Genomic DNA, 15,889 nt, shown 5'->3' on the forward strand with positions numbered 1-15,889 from the left:
CACCACACCGCGCCCGCGCGGGAACCAGCACGGCTACCGTCGTACGTGTCCTACGTGGCGGTTCAGCGAGAGGTTGAGGGGGCGTGCGCGGCATGAGTCCCGACAACGAGCGGAACGACGGCCTCTTCGGCGGCTCGGGAGAGACCAGGACACGGCTCCCCGAGGGGGAGGGCGGGGGCGACGACGTCTACGGCGGCGTCCGCAGACCCAACCGCGGCGGGCGGTCGTCCTCGCGCAGCCTGGTCACTGTCGTGGGCGTCGTGGTGCTCCTGATCGCGGCGATCGCGTTCGCCAACCGAGGGGGGGACGAGTCCTCTTCGGGGGGCGGGGACGGGAAGAAGTCGGGGGCGGGCCCGACGGCCCCTAGCGGGGAGAAGCCGGTCGGGGGCAAGAACGCGGGCATCCCGTCCGGGTTCGCCCATGATGAGCAGGGGGCGCAGAGTGCGGCGTCCAACTATGCGGTGTCGCTGGTCTCGGCCGACATCCTCAAGCCCGACCGCCGGACGGACATCGTCAGACAGCTCTTCGTCGCCGACAAGGTGAGCGAACTCGAGGGCAAGTTCGACAAGACGTACTCCAAGGAGTTCCTGGACAAGATCGGGCTGGACGAGAAGGGCAACGCCGCAGCCGGCCAGACCTACGTCTCGCGCACCGTGCCCGTCGGCACCAAGACCACGTCGTACTCGGACAGCACGGCGACGGTCGAGGTCTGGTGCACCGGTGCCTTCGGCACGGCCGGTCAGGACACGACGAACCCGGTCAGCAACGACTGGTTCACGCTGACCCTCAAGCTGCGGTGGGCCGACGACGACTGGAAGGTCGAGAGCTTCCGTTCGAAAGACGGCCCCGCGCCCGTGAACGGCGACAACAAGGTCTCCACGGCCGATGAGATCGCCAAGGCCGTTGAGGAGTACGGAGGGTTCACCTATGCCCGGTAGTCGTCGCGCCCTGAAGCTCACCGCCGCCGCCTCGGCCGTCCAGGTGGCGGCGGTCCTGCTGGCCTCGCGTGCCTACGCCGCACCGGAGCCGAAGGACGACAAGTGTGACCTCATCGTCGGCCCCGCCAAGAAGTACTGCGAAAAAGGCCAAGACGGCGGCCGCGCCGGAGGCGGCGGCAAATACCCCACCGACGACCCCATCAGCTCCAACCTCGACCCCCTCACCTCCCTGGCAAAGGGCTGCGCCGACGCCGCGTCCTGGACCGTCGACAAGCTTTCCGAGGCGGTGAAGGAGACGGCGAACGTCGACTTCACGAACGACAAGTTCCTGCAGCAGTACGCCGTCGTGTTCGCCGCGTCGACGATCCTGACGCTGCTCCTGTGGCTGCTCGCCGTGGCGAAGAGGGCGGTGCGGGGTGTCCCGCTCACCACCGCCCTGTCGGAGGCCATCGGGTTCCTGTGGCTCACCGTGCTCGCCTCCGCCTTCACGCCGCTGATCCTGTACACGGTCGTATCGGCGACGGACGGCGTCTCGGATGTCATCGCGAAGGCGACGGGCGGTCAGACGGACACGTTCTTCGGGACGTTCTCGGGTGCGCTGAAGAAGGGGGACGACATCGGCGGCGGCCCGATCATGCTGATCGTGGTCTCGTTGGTGTCGATCCTGGCCGCGGGCGTGCTCTGGCTGGAGCTCGTGATCAGGGCCGCGCTGCTCTACGTGGGGGCGCTGCTGGGCACCGTCGTGTATGCGGGGCTCGTGGACAAGAACCTGTGGGGGCATGTCCGCCGCTGGGCGGGGATCATGATCGCGGTGATCCTCGTCAAACCGATCATCGTGATCGTGCTCGGTCTCGCGGGCGCGCTGTCCGCGGACGACGGTCCCGATTCCTTCTCGGCGATCGTCTCCGGGCTCTCGATCATCCTGCTCGCCATTTTCGCGAGCGCCATGATCTACCGTTTCGTGCCGGGTTTCGGCGACGAGATCGCCAACTCCCGCAACAACCGCATCATCCGCGGCGCCGAGAACAAGGCCGCCGCCGTGCTGACCTCCCCCGCCTCCCTCGTCTCCCAGGGCATCAAGACCCACAGCTCCCGGGGCAACGGCGGCGGCAATCAGGGCGGTCAGAACAACAGCAGCCAGGCGCGGCCCGCCAACCCGGCGAGCGGCGGCGTCGCGGCGCACAGCAGCCGTCCATCGGGCGGCGGCTCATCGAACGGCGGCGGATCTGTCCCCTCCGCCGCACCCCCGCCGCGCGGCAGCGCGACGAACACGCCGCACGCGGGCAACCGCGGCGGCGCCCGCAACAGCAGTACCAACCGCACGGGAGGTGAAGGGCGTTGACGACCCAGTCCCACGTGTCCCAGCCGGTCGCGCCCCGCCGCACATATCTGATCGGCCGCGCGCGGCCGAACGCGATCGTCGGCAAGAACCGCGAGACAGGGGAGATCGCCCTGATCATCGCGGGGGCGTTCCTCGGCATGATGTGCGGGCTCCTCGTCCCCGTCCTGTCCCTGCGCATCGTGCTGCTCATGGGCTTCCCGATGCTCGCCATCGCTGCGGTGTACGTCCCGTACAAGAACCGCACGTTCTACAAGTGGTTCGAGATCAACCGCAGTTACAAGCGGTCCCTGAAGCGCGGCACCGCCTACCGCTCCGCCGCTCCGGAGGCGGGCGTCAGGATCGACGGCAGGGAGGTCGAGATCGGGCCGCCGCCCGGCATCGGCCGGATCAGCTGGCTGGCCGCGCCGTTCGGCCCGGACGAGATCGCCGTACTGCTGCACGCGGACCGCAGGACCGTCACGGCAGCCATCGAGATCGAGGGCCCGGGCGTCGGCCTGCGCGACTCCGAGGACCAGGAGGCCCTGGTCGACCGGTTCGGCACGCTCCTCAAGCACGTCGCGAACGGCGACGGCTTCGTGACGCGCCTCCAGATGCTCGCCCGTACGCTGCCCGCCGACCCGGACGCGCACGCCAAGGACGTCAGCCAGCGCGGCGACGACCGTGCGCTGCCGTGGCTGCAGGAGTCGTACGACCAGCTGCAGTCGATGGTGTCGACCAGCAGCGAGCAGCACCGCGCCTACCTCGTCGCCTGCATGCACTACTCCCGCGAACTGGCCGGTGAGGCCCAGGCGATGGCCCGCGCGGCCCGGCCGCAGAGCGGCAGGAAGCTCGACAAGGACGCCGGTCTCGCCGTGGTCATGGCGCGCGAGCTGACCGACATCTGCTCGCGCCTCCAGGAGGCCGACATCCGGGTGCGCCAGCCGCTCGGGCAGGGCCGCCTCGCCTCCCTGGTCCACTCCATGTACGACCCGGACCACCCCATCGACCACATCCAGGCGATGACGAAACGTAATGCCTGGCCCGCCGAGCTGGACGCCATGGAGCCGACCTACCTCCAGGCGAAGACCCGCGAGTCCTCCACCCGCGCGCCCTGGTGCCATGCCACGGCCTGGGTGAAGGAGTGGCCGATGACGCCGGTCGGGGTCAACTTCCTCGCGCCGCTGCTCGTCCACACCCCGGACGTGATCCGTACGGTCGCGGTGACCATGGACCTCGAACCCACCGAGGTCGCCATCGAGCGGATGCTGACGGAGAAGACGAACGACGAGGCGGAGGCCAGCCGCCAGGCCAAGATGAACCGCACCGTCGACCCCCGCGACATCGCCTCGCACTCGCGCCTGGACCAGCGCGGCGAGGACCTGGCGAGCGGCGCGGCGGGCGTCAATCTGGTCGGCTACATCACGGTGTCGTCCCGGTCTCCGGAGGCACTCGCGCGCGACAAGCGCACCATCCGCGCCTCCGCGGGCAAGTCGTATCTGAAGCTGGAGTGGTGCGACCGCGAGCACCACAGGGCCTTCGTCAATACGCTGCCGTTCGCGACCGGCATCCGACGCTAGTGGTAGAGGCAGGCTGTTGAGATGCGGGATCCGCTGACCGTCCTCACGGACGCCTTCACCGCCTTCCTCTTCGGGAAGGTCGAGACGACCAGGCTTCCGGTGCGTACGTCGACGGGGCAGGCCCAGGCGGTCTACCTCCCGACGGCCGCGCCGGGCCTCGGCGACTCGGGCGTGATCATCGGGCGCGAGGTGTACTCGGGCAAGGGCTACATCTACGACCCCTTCCAGCTGTACGGGCAGCAGCTGCCCGCCCCGCACTGGCTGGTGCTCGGCGAGTCCGGCAACGGCAAGTCGGCCCTGGAGAAGACGTACGTCCTGCGGCAGTTGAGGTTCAAGGACCGTCAGGTCGTGGTCCTCGACGCGCAGGGCGAGGACGGCGTCGGCGAGTGGAACCTCATCGCCCAGGAGCTGGGGATAACTCCCATCCGGCTCGACCCGACGGCCGCCCTGGACATGGGCATCCGGCTCAACCCGCTGGACCCGGCGATCACGACGACGGGTCAGCTCGCGCTGCTCCGCACCATCATCGAGGTCGCGATGGGGCACGGGCTCGACGAGCGCTCGGGCTTCGCACTGAAGGTCGCGCACGCGTACGTGAACGAGACGATCGTGGAGCGCCAGCCGGTCCTGACGGACATCGTGGAGCAGCTGCGGCACCCCGAGCCGGAGTCGGCGGAGGCGATGAACGTCGCCATAGACGATGTGCGGGCCTGGGGCCTGGACGTGGCGCTTGTGCTCGACCGCCTGGTCGACGGTGACCTCCGGGGCATGTTCGACGGCCCGACGACGGTGGGCATCGACCTCGACGCCCCCCTGATCGTCTTCGACCTCTCCCACATCGACCGCAACTCCATCGCCATGCCGATCCTGATGGCGATCGTCGGCGTGTGGCTGGAGCACACGTGGATCCGGCCCGACCGCAAGAAGCGCATCTTCCTGGTGGAGGAGGCGTGGCACATCATCAACTCCCCCTTCGTGGCGCAGCTGTTCCAGCGACTGCTCAAGTTCGGGCGTCGGCTCGGTCTGTCGTTCGTGGCGGTGGTGCACCACCTGAGCGACGTCGTGGACGGCGCGGCCGCCAAGGAGGCGGCCGCGATCCTGAAGATGGCGTCCACCCGGACGATCTACGCCCAGAAGGCGGACGAGGCGAGAGCGACGGGGCGGGTGCTCGGGCTTCCCCGGTGGGCGGTGGAGATCATCCCCACCCTCACCCCCGGCATCGCGGTGTGGGACGTCAACGGCAACGTCCAGGTCGTCAAGCACCTCATCACGGAGACGGAACGGCCGCTGGTCTTCACCGACCGCGCCATGACCGAGTCGTCGTCCGACCTCCCCGACGACACCCCGGCCGACGACGCGATGCGGGCGGCCGAACTCGAGGCGGAGGAGCGGGCGGCATACATGGAGCAGCATGCGGGATGACTGGGAGCGGGGCAGGACCAGGCGCGGCCCCGAACGAGTCGAACGTGGCATTCCCGACGGCCTGTTGGTCGGATTCCTCGGCCTTCTCCTCGGATCCACGGTCCTTGTGTGGACGTCGACGGGCCTCTCGGCCTTGTTCGCCCACGGGTCCTGGCCCGACGGCGTCTCCTTCCGCCATACGCCCCTGTCCGTACGCCACTTGATCGGACAGCCCCACGACCTGCCGGGCGCCTGGCCCGAAACCCCACCCGGCCAGCTCTCCGGGTACGGCCTCTTCTGGGGCCTGTTCATCGGGCAGTTGATGGTGCTCGTGGTGCTGACGGTCTTCGTGATGGGGACGGCGGCGCGGTGGAGGGCTGTGCGGAGGGCGCGACGGGGTCGCGCCGGAGGGGCGGAGGACGTCACCCCGGTGCCGGTCGAGCGGACCGCAGACGCGCCCGACTCCCGCGCTGGAGACGCGGAGAGCGTCGCCCCGGTGCCGGTCGAGCGGACCGCAGACGCCCCCCACCCCCGCGCCGGAGACGCGGAAATCAGCCCCCCGGTCCCGACCGAGAAACCCGCCGCCCCCCGCGCCGGAGGCGTGGCGCCGACCGTCCCCACCCCTCGTACCCCCCTGGTACTGGGCACCCCGGAAACCCGCAGACCCCTGGCGGTACAGGCCATCCAGGACGCCGAGGGCGCAGCCCTAATCATCACCTCCGACCCCACCCTGTGGGCGGAGACCAAGGACGCCAGGGCCAAGCTCGGCCCCGTCCTCCTCTACGACCCCTCGCACCTGTGCGACACCCCGGCCCGCATGCACTGGTCCCCCACCGCGGGCTGCGAGGACAAGACGACGGCCGCGCACCGGGCGGCGGCCCTGCTCGCGCCGATAAGGCCGAGCGCGAAGCTGGACACCGCAGTGGCCGACACGGCGGAAACGCTGATGCGCAGCTTCCTGCACGCGGCCGCGGTCGGCGACAAGCCCATGAAGCACGTCCACCGCTGGTCCCAGGGGACACAGGTGCAGGAGGCCGTACGCATCCTCCGTACGCACCCCAAGGCGTCCTCGGGCGCGGCAGGCGAGCTGGAGGCGGCGCTCACCGCGTACGCCGAACGCAGGGACATGGCCCAGGAGTTGACCGCCCGCGCGCTCTCCGCCCTCTTCACGGTGCACGTCCGCGAGTCCTGCACGCCAAACCGAACTGATGCGCTCACCCTGGATTCCTTCGTCGATGAAGGGGGCACGCTTTTTGTGGTGGGTGAGGCGATCGAGGATCCCAAGTCCCGCCAGGGCCCGGGTGCCATGCCGCTGCTCACGGCACTCGCCTCAAGCGTGGTCGAGCACGGCCGGCGCATGGCCGAACGGTCATCCTCCGGTCGGCTCGACCCACCAATGACGCTCGTCCTGGACGACGTCGCCGCGGTGGCGCCGCTGCCCCAGCTGCCGGATCTGCTCACCACGGGCGCGGACCGGGGCCTGCCGACCCTGGCCCTGCTCCGCTCGCGGGAACAGGGCCGCACACGCTGGCCGGACAGCGAACTTCCCGCCTAGTAGGCCCAGTAGGCACAGTCGGCCTAATAGGCCCAATAGGCCCAATAGGCAGAGTTCACCGCTTGCCGCCGTCCACATCCAGCGTCGTCCCCGTGGTGAACGTGTTCTCCATCAGGTACGCCGCCGCGTGCGCGACCTCCTCCGCCGCCCCGGGCCGCCCCACGGGCAGCACCCGGGCGATCTCCGCGCGGTAGGCGCCGTGCTCGTCGGGGGTCATCAGATGCGCGTGCGTGTCGGTCGGCCCGGGCGCTACCGCGTTGACGCGCAGCGGCGCGAGTTCCATGGAGAGGGACTTCACCGCGGCCTCGACCGCGCCGTTGACGGCGGCGAACGCGAAGTATCCGGGGTCGGTCTTGCGGTACAGATAGCCGGAGACGAGCGTGACCGAGCCGGTCTCCCGCGGCATGTACGGCAGCGCGGCCCGCACACAGCGGTACTGCCCCCACCACTTGACCTCGAAGAACTGCCGCACCTGCGCCTCGGTCAGCTCCTCGAAGGGCGCGATCACGGCCCCGGAAGCGCAGGTGAGCAGGTGGTCGATGGTGCCGACCGACCCCATGACCTCCTCCACCGCCGCGGCGTCGGTGACGTCGAGCGCGCGGAACTCCGCCTCGACACCGGTCAGTTCGGCGATCCGCTCGGCCTGCGGACGCACCACGCCCGCGCTGCGGTCGGTGAGGACGACACGGGCGCCGCGCCGCGCGACGAGTTCGGCGGCGGCCAGGCCGATGCCGCTGCCCGCTCCGGTGATGACGACGGTGCTGCCGGAGAGATTCACACGAACCACATTCCTTCGATTCCCAAGCCGATAATCCTTCTCGGTTCGAGTCTCACAGCAGGACGGCATCTGAACCTTGGAAATCCCGGTGCATAATCGTGCGATGCACGATGACGCACAGGGTCCCGCCACCGGGTGCCGCTGCACCGACGCCGCCCAGGCCCCCTGCGCCGACGGCCTGAGCCGCTACCGCGCCGCCGTCGTCAAGGGCTGCCTGCCGCGTGCGACGGCGCCCCACTGCCTCGTACGCCTCGGTCTGCTCACACCGCCCCCGGACGACCCCGAGGTCCTCGTGCCCGTGTCGCCCAATGTCGCCGAGTCCGAACTCCTCCAGCCCGTACGGGAGTTGCTGGACGCGCAGCAGGACCGGCTGCGGTCGATCAGCTCCGGCTTCTCGCCGGTCCACGCGATCTACCGGGCCGCCCGGCGCGACTCCCAGGACTGGCTGACCGCCGTCGACGGCGCGGACGCCGTGCCCGCGCTCCTCGAACAGGCCGTGCGCGACTGCCGCACCGAGCTCCTGACCGTGCAGCCGACCGGCGAACGCGGCCCCTACGACCTCACGGACCCCGCCCTCGTCCCGCCCGGCGTCACCCACCGGGCCCTGTATCCGCACGCGGCCCGCACCCACGCCGCGCAGTGGCGGCACATCCAGGACATCGAGCGGGCGGGCGGCCACGTCCGCACCCTGCACCAGCTGACCGGCCGCCTCGTCGTCTGCGACCGGACCGTCGCCCATGTCGTCGAGGGCCGGGGCGCCGTGGAGATCCGGCACCCCGCCGTCGTGGCGCACCTCGCCGCCGTCTTCGACGACGCCTGGGAGCGGGCCAGGCCGGTGGCCGAGCCGACCGCCGCCCGCACCCGCGAACCGCTGATCGTCGACGAGGTCCGCCGCACGGTCATGAAGCTCCTGGTCTCCGGCCTCACGGACGACGCGATCGCCCGCCGCCTCGGGGTGTCGCGGCGCACGGTGGCGGGCCATGTCGCCACGATCTCCCGGGAGTTGGGGTCACAGTCCCGGGCCCAGCTCGGCTATCTGATCGCACGGGCGGACCCGGACCTCTAGGCGCCCCTTCAGGGGCGCGGGGGACTGCGCGACCAGCCACGAAGCACCCGCAGAGACAGCATTGGGCCCTACACCCCATAAAGCCGCAGAAAGATCTCCACCCCGTCCCGCACAATCTCGTCCACGGCGCCCTGCGCCAACGGCAGCGCACCGAAGTACGACTCGGCCGTGACCCCGCCGCCCACCAGCAGCGCGAGATGCCGCGCCGCCTTGCGCGCGTTCGTCGCGTCGACAGCGAGCAGGCCCTGTCCGCCGAGCTCCAACAGCCAGCGCCCGAGGGCCTCCTGGGTCGCCTGCGGCCCGATCCGCTGCCACTCCGCGAGGACGTCGGCGGGCAGCCGGGACCCCTCGGGGATGATCTGCCGTACGACGGCGAAGTGCCCGGGATGCGCCTCGGCCTGCCCGACCCAGTCGCGCGCGAAGTCGAGGAGGTCCTCCTCGATGTCGCGGACCTTGCGCAGATGCCGTTCGAAGAGCCCCTCCGTGGCGGCGGTCACCGAGGCCGCGCTCTCCAGGAGTACGGCGCGGAACAGGTTCTCCTTGTCGCCGAAGTGGTTGTAGATGGTGCGCGTGGACACGCCCGCCTCCGCGGCGATGGCGTCGATGCTGGCGCGCGTGTAGCCCTCGCGCCCGAAGACGGTGCGGGCACCGCCCGTGATGGCCTGCCGCTTCTCCGCCATGCCCTTGCGCAGGGGCTTCTGCCCGCCTTCGGCTGCTTCTTCCCGCTGTGTCATCTCACCTCTCCCAGAAAAATTACAATGACCGTTGTAATTACTACAACGCTCGTTGTACTTTACTCGCATGCCTACCGAGACCGCTCCGCAGGCCCCTCAGCCCATCCGCAGGGGCCGTCCCGTCCTCACCCTCCTCGTCGTCCTGCTCGGCATGCTCACCCTGCCGATGGCGATGTCCGGCACCACCGTGGCCCTGCCCCGCATCGGCTCCGACCTGGACGCGTCGGGCGCCGCCCTCCAGTGGGTGGTCGTCGGCTACTTCCTCGCCGCCTCCTCCTTCATGCTCGTCGCGGGCTCCCTCGGCGACCTCTTCGGCCGCCGCCGCGTCCTCACCGCGGGCGCCGCCGTCTACGCCGCAGGAACCCTCGCCTCCGCCTTCGCCCCTCACATCCTGCTCCTGGACGCCGCCCGCCTCCTGTCGGGCGTGGGCGCGGCGGGCGTCATGGCGAGCGGCGGCTCCCTGCTCGCCGCCACCTACGCCGGAGCCGCGAGGACCAGGGTGTTCGCCGCCCTCGGCACCACCGCGGGCGTCGGCCTCGCCATCGGCCCCACCTTCTCCGGCTGGATGGTGGACGGACTCGGCTGGCGCCCCACCTTCCTGGTCTTCGCCGCCGCAGGAGCCGTGATCCTCACCGGCACCCGCTTCCTCGCCGAGTCCCGCGCGGACACCAGGCCGCGCGTCGACAAGGCGGGCGCCGCCACCTTCATCGGCGGCCTCTCGCTGACCCTCTTCGCCGTCACCCAGGGCTCCAAGTCCGGCTGGGCGGCGCCCGGCACGCTCCTTCCGCTCGCCGCGGGCCTCGCCCTCCTCACCGCCTTCGTACGCGTCGAGAAGCACCTCTCCGCGACCGGCGGCCGCCCCATCCTCGACCTCTCCCTGGCCCGCAACCCCGCCTTCCTCGGCTGGACCATCGGCAGCTTCGGACTCGGCGCGGGCACCACCGGAGTCCTCGTCTTCCTGCCCACCTACCTCCAGGGCACCAGCGGCACCACGGCACGCGACGCGGGCCTGATCCTGCTCCTGATGACCGTCCCCGTCCTCGCCCTGCCCCCGCTCGGCGCCCGCCTCGTCAACCGCGGCGTCCCCGCCCGCCACCTGCTCGTCCTCTCCCTGCTCCTGATCGGCGCGGGCAACGCCTGGCTCACCACCCTGCACCCCGGCATCTCCACGGCCGCGCTCGCGGGCCCCCTGCTGACCATCGGCACCGGCCAGGGCCTCTCCGTCGGCATCATCGACGCCCAGGCACTCGGCATGGTCGGCCCCGCCCAGGTCGGCATGGCCTCCGGATTCCTCAACACCGTCCGCGGCGGCACCGGCGCCGTCATGCTCACCGTCTTCGGCGCCCTGCTGCTCGCCTTCCTGGAGCCCCGGGTCGGCTCGGCGGAACTCGCGGGCCGCATCACGGCGGGCGCGGGCGGCCACGCCACCGCCTTCACCGAGGCCTGGCAGATCACCCTCTGGACCGTGGCGGGCCTCAGCGCCTGCCTCGCACTCCTGGTCCACGCACTGCTGCGACCGCGGCCCCCGCGCCGTACGGCCGAAACCCCGAAGACCACCCCCGTCGCCCTGTCCGAACCCACGACAGCGCAGACTCACTGATCACGCAGCACCCCAACCGTCCCCGTACCGAACACTTTTGAGGAGTACGCCATGTCCACCACCCCGAACACCGCCACCCCCCTGCGCCTCGCCGTCATCGTCGGCTCCACCCGCGACGGCCGCTTCGGCCCCACCGTCGGCGGCTGGTTCACGGCCATCGCCGAACGGCACACCGGCTTCGACCTCGACGTCATCGACGTCGCCGACCTCGAACTGCCCTCCGCCCACCCGGACTGGGGCACCGAACGCACCCCCGCCCTGGCCGCGCTCGCCGAACGGGTGGCCGCCGCCGACGCGTACGTCGTGGTGACCCCGGAGTACAACCACAGCTTCCCCGCCGCCCTCAAGCACTTCATCGACCTGCACCGCACGGAGTGGGAGGCCAAGCCGGTCGGCTTCGTCTCGTACGGCGGCGTCGGCGGCGGCCTGCGCGCCGTCGAACAGCTCCGCCTGGTCTTCGCCGAACTGCACTGCGTCACCGTCCGCGACGGCGTCAGCTTCCACGGCGCCTGGGACCACTTCGGCGAGGGCGGCCGCGCCCACGACGAGGCGGGCGCGGCCGGCGCCGCCAAGGTGATGCTCGACCAGCTGGCCTGGTGGGCCAAGCCCCTGCGGACGGCGCGCGCGGAGAACCCGTACCGCTGAGGATTCGCGTTCCGCCAGGTCTCCGTACTGGATGCAGGTCTCCGTACTGGATGAGGGGCCGTCCCGACGAGGGGCGGCCCCTCCGCGCGCGAGTCCCCTTCGTACGACCTCGGGGTCGCCGTCGTACCCGAGTACTACCCGCCGCCCCCACGTCCCGCCCCCGGTCCGACGATCCGCGTCGCCGACCGCAGCAGCATCAAGGACATGATTAGGGCCTACGAACTGACCAAACGCTACGGCGACAAGACCGTCGTCGACGACCTCGGCTTCGAGGTCCGCCCGGGCACCGTCACCGGCTTCCTCGGCCCCAACGGCGCGGGCAAGTCCACCACCCTGCGGATGCTCCTCGGCCTCGACGCCCCCACCCGCGGCCGCGCCACCCTCGGCGGCCGCTCCTACGCGGCGCACCCCGCACCCCTGCACGAGGTGGGCGCCCTCCTCGAAGCCCGCTCCATCCACCCGGGCCGCTCCGCGTACCACCACCTCATGTCCCTGGCCCACACCCACTCCATCCCGAAGCGGCGCGTCGACGAGGTCCTCGACCTGGCCGGCATCCACGAGGTCGCCCACCGGCGCGTGAAGGGCTTCTCGCTCGGCATGGGCCAGCGCCTCGGCATCGCGGCCGCCCTGCTCGGCGACCCGGCCACCGTCATCCTCGACGAACCCGTCAACGGCCTCGATCCCGAGGGCGTCCTGTGGATCCGCAACCTCCTCAAGTCCCTTGCCGCACAAGGCCGTACGGTCCTCGTCTCCTCCCACCTCATGAGCGAGATGGCCCTCACCGCCGAGCACCTGATCATCATCGGCCGCGGCAGGCTCCTCGCCGACACCACCGTCGAACGCTTCATCCGCGAATCGGGCACCGCGTCCGTCAAGGTCGTCACCCCCGAGGCCGGCCTCCTGACCGAGCTGCTCGCCGGACCCGGCGTACGGATCACCGGCGACACCCCCGGCGTCCTCGACGTCCACGGCACCGACGCCGAACACATCGGCCGCACCGCCGCCACGCACGGCATCCCGCTCTTCGAACTCACCGCGCAGACCGCCTCGTTGGAGCAGGCGTTCATGGACCTCACCAGGGAGTCCGTCGAGTACGTCGCCACCACGCACCTCGCACAACAGGAAGCACGGCAGGAAGCACGGCAGGAAGCACGGCAGGAAGCACGGCAGGAAGGAGCCGCGGCATGAGCACCCTCGACGTCACCCCCGCCCCCTACCGCCTCACCGCCAAGGGCGTCCTGCGCTCCGAGTGGCACAAGCTGTGGACGCTCCGCTCCACCTGGATCACCCTGCTCACCGCGAGCACCATGGTCCTCTCCGTCGGCATCATGATGGCGTCCACCTACGACGGCGACGACTCCGAGATCGACACGGTCGTCTTCGTCCTCTACGGAACCCAGCTCTCCCAGATCTGCCTCGCGGTCCTCGGCATCCTCTTCATCGCGGGCGAGTACTCGACCGGCATGATCCGGGCCTCCCTCACCGCCGTACCGCGCCGCCTGCCCCTCCTGTGGGCCAAGGCGGGGGTGTTCGCGGCCGTCGCCTTCACACTCACGTTCGTGACGAACGCCGTCACGTTCCTCGTCGCCCAGATCTGGCTCTCCGGCTCCGACAAGGAGCTGTCCCTCACCGACTCCGGCGTCCTGGGCGCCCTCACCAGCAGCGCCGCGGGCATCACCCTGATGTGCCTCATCGCCCTCGGCGTCGGCGCGCTGCTCCGCTCGGTGCCCGGCGCCATCGGCGCGTTCATCGCCTCCGTGCTGATCCTGCCGGGCGTCCTGAAGATGCTGCCCCTCGACGCCGTGGAGACCGCGGTCCGGTATCTGCCCTCCCAGGCCGCGAGCTCCCTCGGTTCGGTCGCCCGCGTCGAGAACACCATCGCCCCGGGCACCGCCCTGCTCACCCTCACCCTGTGGGCGGCGGCCGTCATCGCCGCGGCGTCCCTCCTGCTCAAGCGGCGCGACGTATGACCGTACGAGGATGCGGCAGTTGACTGTACGAGGATGAGCCAGTGACCGAGACACGGCCGACGGGCCCCCGGGAGGACCGGCAGGGACCGCACCCCCTCACCCAGTACGTCCAGCGCCTGACCCAGCGGGTGCGCGCCTTCGACCGGCGCCACCCGCTCGTCTGGGACCTGCTGCTCACCGGCTTCTTCGTGATCGCCGCGGGCACGGACTCCTCCGGCGACGGCTGGCGCACCGTCGCACCCGACCCGGACGTCCCCCCGGCGCTCGTCGCCGCGATGAGCCTCGGCCTCTCCCTGCCGCTGCTGTGGCGCCGCCGCCACCCCATGGCCGTCCTCACCGTCATGGTGGCGGTCGGCCTCGCCAACAGCGCGTCCGGCGCCATGCTGCAGGCCTCGATGCTCCAGCTGATCGTCCTGTTCAACATCGCCCTGCGGCTGCCCCTGAAGACGCTCGGTACGGCGGGCGCCATGATGACGCTGCCGCTCGTCGTCGGCGTCATCCACTTCCCCGAGGACAGCTTCGACGCACAGATCGGCCCCTTCCTCTGGGGGTACGCCATGGTCGCGCTCTTCGGCATCGCGGTGCGCTCCCGCCAGGACTACACCCAGGCCCTCGTCGAACGCGCCCAACGCCTCGAAGTCGAACGCGACCAGCAGGCCAGGCTCGCCACAGCCGCCGAACGCACCCGCATCGCCCGCGAGATGCACGACATCATCGGCCACAACCTCTCGGTCATCACGGGCCTCGCCGACGGCGGTTCGTACGCGGCCGCCAAGTCCCCCGAGCGCGCCGCCCAGGCCCTCGAAGCCATCGGCACCACCAGCAGACAGGCCCTCTCCGAACTCCGCCGCCTCCTGGACGTCCTGAGCGACGAACCCCCCGGCACCGCCGAACTCGCCCCGCAGCCCGCACTCGCCGACCTCGGCCAACTCATCGACGGCGTACGGGCCGCGGGCCTCCCCGTACACGGCACGGTCCACGGCCACCCCGGATCCGTCCCCGCCGGACGCCAACTCGCCGTCTACCGCGTGGTCCAGGAAGCCCTCACCAACACCCTCAAACACGGCGGCCCCGACGCCACCGCCACCGTCGACGTCACCTACGGGCCCGACGGCGTGACCGTCGACATCACGGACACCGGCACGGGCGGCCTCACCGCAGCGGGCCACGGCCGGGGCCTCACCGGAATGCGCGAGCGAACCTCCTTGTACGACGGCACACTTGAGGCCGGTCCGCTCCCCCGCCCGCACGGCGGCTGGCGGGTCCACCTCCACATCCCGCTCCCGAAGGACAGCGAAACACCGTGACCACCGTGCTCATCGTCGACGACCAGCCCATGCAGCGCTTCGGATTCCGCATGCTCCTGGAGAGCCAGGACGACATGACGGTCGCGGGCGAGGCCGGCAACGGCAGCGAGGCGGTCCGCATGACGGCCGAAGTCCACCCGGACGTCGTCCTGATGGACATCCGCATGCCAGGCCTCGACGGCATCGAGGCAACCCGCCGCATCGTGGCCTCGGGCGACCGCACGCGCGTCCTGATCCTCACGACGTTCGACCTCGACGAGTACGCATACGCCGGGCTGCGCGCCGGAGCGTCCGGCTTCCTCATCAAGGACGCACTCCCCGAGGAACTCCTCTCCGGAATCCGCGCGGTCGCATCGGGCGACGCGGTGGTGGCCCCGAGCCTCACCCGCCGACTCCTCGACGCGTACGCCGACCACCTGCCCACACCGGACACTCCGGCCGACCCGTCGGGCGACCCCCGCCTTTCGTCCCTCACGGACCGCGAACGGGAAATCCTGACGGTCATCGGCCAGGGCTGGACCAACACGGAGATCGCGACCCGACTGCACCTCGCGGAATCCACGGTGAAGACACACGTGGGCCGCATCCTCGCGAAGACGGGAGCGCGGGACAGGGTGCAGGCGGTCATCCTGGCGTACGACACGAGGCTGGTGAGCCCGTCTTGAAGGGATTGGCCCAGGGAATGGGTCCGGAAAATGAGTCCGGAAAATGGGTCCGGAACGCAGAAAACCCCCGCACCAATGGTGCGGGGGTTTCCCATTCAAAATTAGTTCGGCGGCGTCCTACTCTCCCACAGGGTCCCCCCTGCAGTACCATCGGCGCTGTGAGGCTTAGCTTCCGGGTTCGGAATGTAACCGGGCGTTTCCCTCACGCTATGACCACCGAAACACTATGAAACTGTCAACCGCACCACGCTCTGTGACAAACGTGGGGTTGTTCGTGGTTTCAGAACCAACACAGTGGACGCGAGCAACTGAGGACAAGCCCTCGGCCTATT

The 15,889-nt window shown here is 70.6% G+C and carries 14 protein-coding genes and 1 rRNA gene; 12 read left to right on the forward strand and 3 right to left on the reverse strand.

Translation table 11 applies throughout. The features are described 5' to 3' along the window. Window positions 1-92: 92 nt before the first annotated feature. Genes ACFWZ2_RS18940 through ACFWZ2_RS18960 form a run of 5 tightly spaced genes read left to right on the forward strand, consistent with a single transcriptional unit; the run spans window position 93 to window position 6,792 of the window. Window positions 93-938, forward strand: a complete 846-nt coding sequence (locus tag ACFWZ2_RS18940) for a hypothetical protein (protein WP_384547011.1) — start codon at window positions 93-95, stop codon at window positions 936-938. Further along, window positions 928-2,280, forward strand: coding sequence for a hypothetical protein (locus ACFWZ2_RS18945; RefSeq protein ID WP_384547013.1), 1,353 nt, complete (start codon window positions 928-930; stop codon window positions 2,278-2,280). Before ACFWZ2_RS18940 ends, ACFWZ2_RS18945 begins: the two co-directional genes overlap by 11 nt. Beyond that, window positions 2,277-3,836 (forward strand): SCO6880 family protein, encoded by a 1,560-nt coding sequence (locus ACFWZ2_RS18950; RefSeq protein ID WP_384547015.1) that lies wholly within the window; start codon window positions 2,277-2,279, stop codon window positions 3,834-3,836. Before ACFWZ2_RS18945 ends, ACFWZ2_RS18950 begins: the two co-directional genes overlap by 4 nt. A 21-nt stretch (window positions 3,837-3,857) precedes the next feature. Beyond that, window positions 3,858-5,258, forward strand: coding sequence for an ATP-binding protein (locus ACFWZ2_RS18955; RefSeq protein ID WP_384547017.1), 1,401 nt, complete (start codon window positions 3,858-3,860; stop codon window positions 5,256-5,258). Further along, window positions 5,248-6,792, forward strand: coding sequence for a type VI secretion protein (locus tag ACFWZ2_RS18960; protein WP_384547019.1), 1,545 nt, complete (start codon window positions 5,248-5,250; stop codon window positions 6,790-6,792). The genes ACFWZ2_RS18955 and ACFWZ2_RS18960 overlap by 11 nt, the downstream gene beginning before the upstream one ends. Window positions 6,793-6,847: 55 nt before the next feature. Here the strand turns inward: ACFWZ2_RS18960 and ACFWZ2_RS18965 are convergent, their stop codons facing one another. Then, window positions 6,848-7,570 (reverse strand): SDR family NAD(P)-dependent oxidoreductase, encoded by a 723-nt coding sequence (locus ACFWZ2_RS18965; protein WP_384547021.1) that lies wholly within the window; start codon window positions 7,568-7,570, stop codon window positions 6,848-6,850. 103 nt (window positions 7,571-7,673) lie between these two features. Between ACFWZ2_RS18965 and ACFWZ2_RS18970 the strand changes: the two genes are divergently transcribed. Continuing rightward, window positions 7,674-8,636 carry a LuxR C-terminal-related transcriptional regulator gene (locus ACFWZ2_RS18970; RefSeq protein WP_384547023.1) on the forward strand — a complete coding sequence of 321 codons (963 nt, stop codon included), beginning with the start codon at window positions 7,674-7,676 and terminating at the stop codon, window positions 8,634-8,636. Window positions 8,637-8,704: 68 nt separating this feature from the next. On the opposite strand, the gene ACFWZ2_RS18975 is transcribed toward ACFWZ2_RS18970, so the two are convergent. Further along, window positions 8,705-9,370: a TetR/AcrR family transcriptional regulator gene (locus ACFWZ2_RS18975; RefSeq protein WP_384547025.1), complete on the reverse strand. Its 666-nt coding sequence runs from the start codon at window positions 9,368-9,370 to the stop codon at window positions 8,705-8,707. A gap of 67 nt (window positions 9,371-9,437) precedes the next feature. Between ACFWZ2_RS18975 and ACFWZ2_RS18980 the strand changes: the two genes are divergently transcribed. The 6 genes from ACFWZ2_RS18980 to ACFWZ2_RS19005 all read left to right on the forward strand — a co-directional run bounded on the left by ACFWZ2_RS18980 (window position 9,438) and on the right by ACFWZ2_RS19005 (window position 15,557). After that, the gene (locus ACFWZ2_RS18980) at window positions 9,438-10,970 is read left to right on the forward strand and encodes an MFS transporter (RefSeq protein WP_384547027.1); all 1,533 of its coding nucleotides are present in this window, start codon (window positions 9,438-9,440) and stop codon (window positions 10,968-10,970) included. A 51-nt stretch (window positions 10,971-11,021) separates the two neighbouring features. Continuing rightward, window positions 11,022-11,615 (forward strand): NADPH-dependent FMN reductase, encoded by a 594-nt coding sequence (locus tag ACFWZ2_RS18985; protein ID WP_384547029.1) that lies wholly within the window; start codon window positions 11,022-11,024, stop codon window positions 11,613-11,615. A gap of 204 nt (window positions 11,616-11,819) precedes the next feature. Continuing rightward, complete coding sequence (locus ACFWZ2_RS18990) at window positions 11,820-12,803, forward strand: ATP-binding cassette domain-containing protein (RefSeq protein ID WP_384547031.1); 984 nt, start codon at window positions 11,820-11,822, stop codon at window positions 12,801-12,803. Beyond that, complete coding sequence (locus ACFWZ2_RS18995; RefSeq protein WP_384547033.1) at window positions 12,800-13,585, forward strand: ABC transporter permease; 786 nt, start codon at window positions 12,800-12,802, stop codon at window positions 13,583-13,585. The genes ACFWZ2_RS18990 and ACFWZ2_RS18995 overlap by 4 nt, the downstream gene beginning before the upstream one ends. A gap of 41 nt (window positions 13,586-13,626) precedes the next feature. After that, on the forward strand, window positions 13,627-14,892 hold the full coding sequence (locus ACFWZ2_RS19000; RefSeq protein ID WP_384547035.1) for a sensor histidine kinase: 1,266 nt from the start codon (window positions 13,627-13,629) through the stop codon (window positions 14,890-14,892). Beyond that, the gene (locus tag ACFWZ2_RS19005) at window positions 14,889-15,557 is read left to right on the forward strand and encodes a response regulator (protein ID WP_384547037.1); all 669 of its coding nucleotides are present in this window, start codon (window positions 14,889-14,891) and stop codon (window positions 15,555-15,557) included. Before ACFWZ2_RS19000 ends, ACFWZ2_RS19005 begins: the two co-directional genes overlap by 4 nt. Before the next feature lie 104 nt (window positions 15,558-15,661). On the opposite strand, the gene rrf is transcribed toward ACFWZ2_RS19005, so the two are convergent. Further along, window positions 15,662-15,778, reverse strand: a 5S ribosomal RNA gene (rrf, locus tag ACFWZ2_RS19010). Window positions 15,779-15,889 lie beyond the last annotated feature (111 nt).

This window comes from Streptomyces sp. NPDC059002 (assembly GCF_042740435.1).
Taxonomy (GTDB): domain Bacteria; phylum Actinomycetota; class Actinomycetes; order Streptomycetales; family Streptomycetaceae; genus Streptomyces.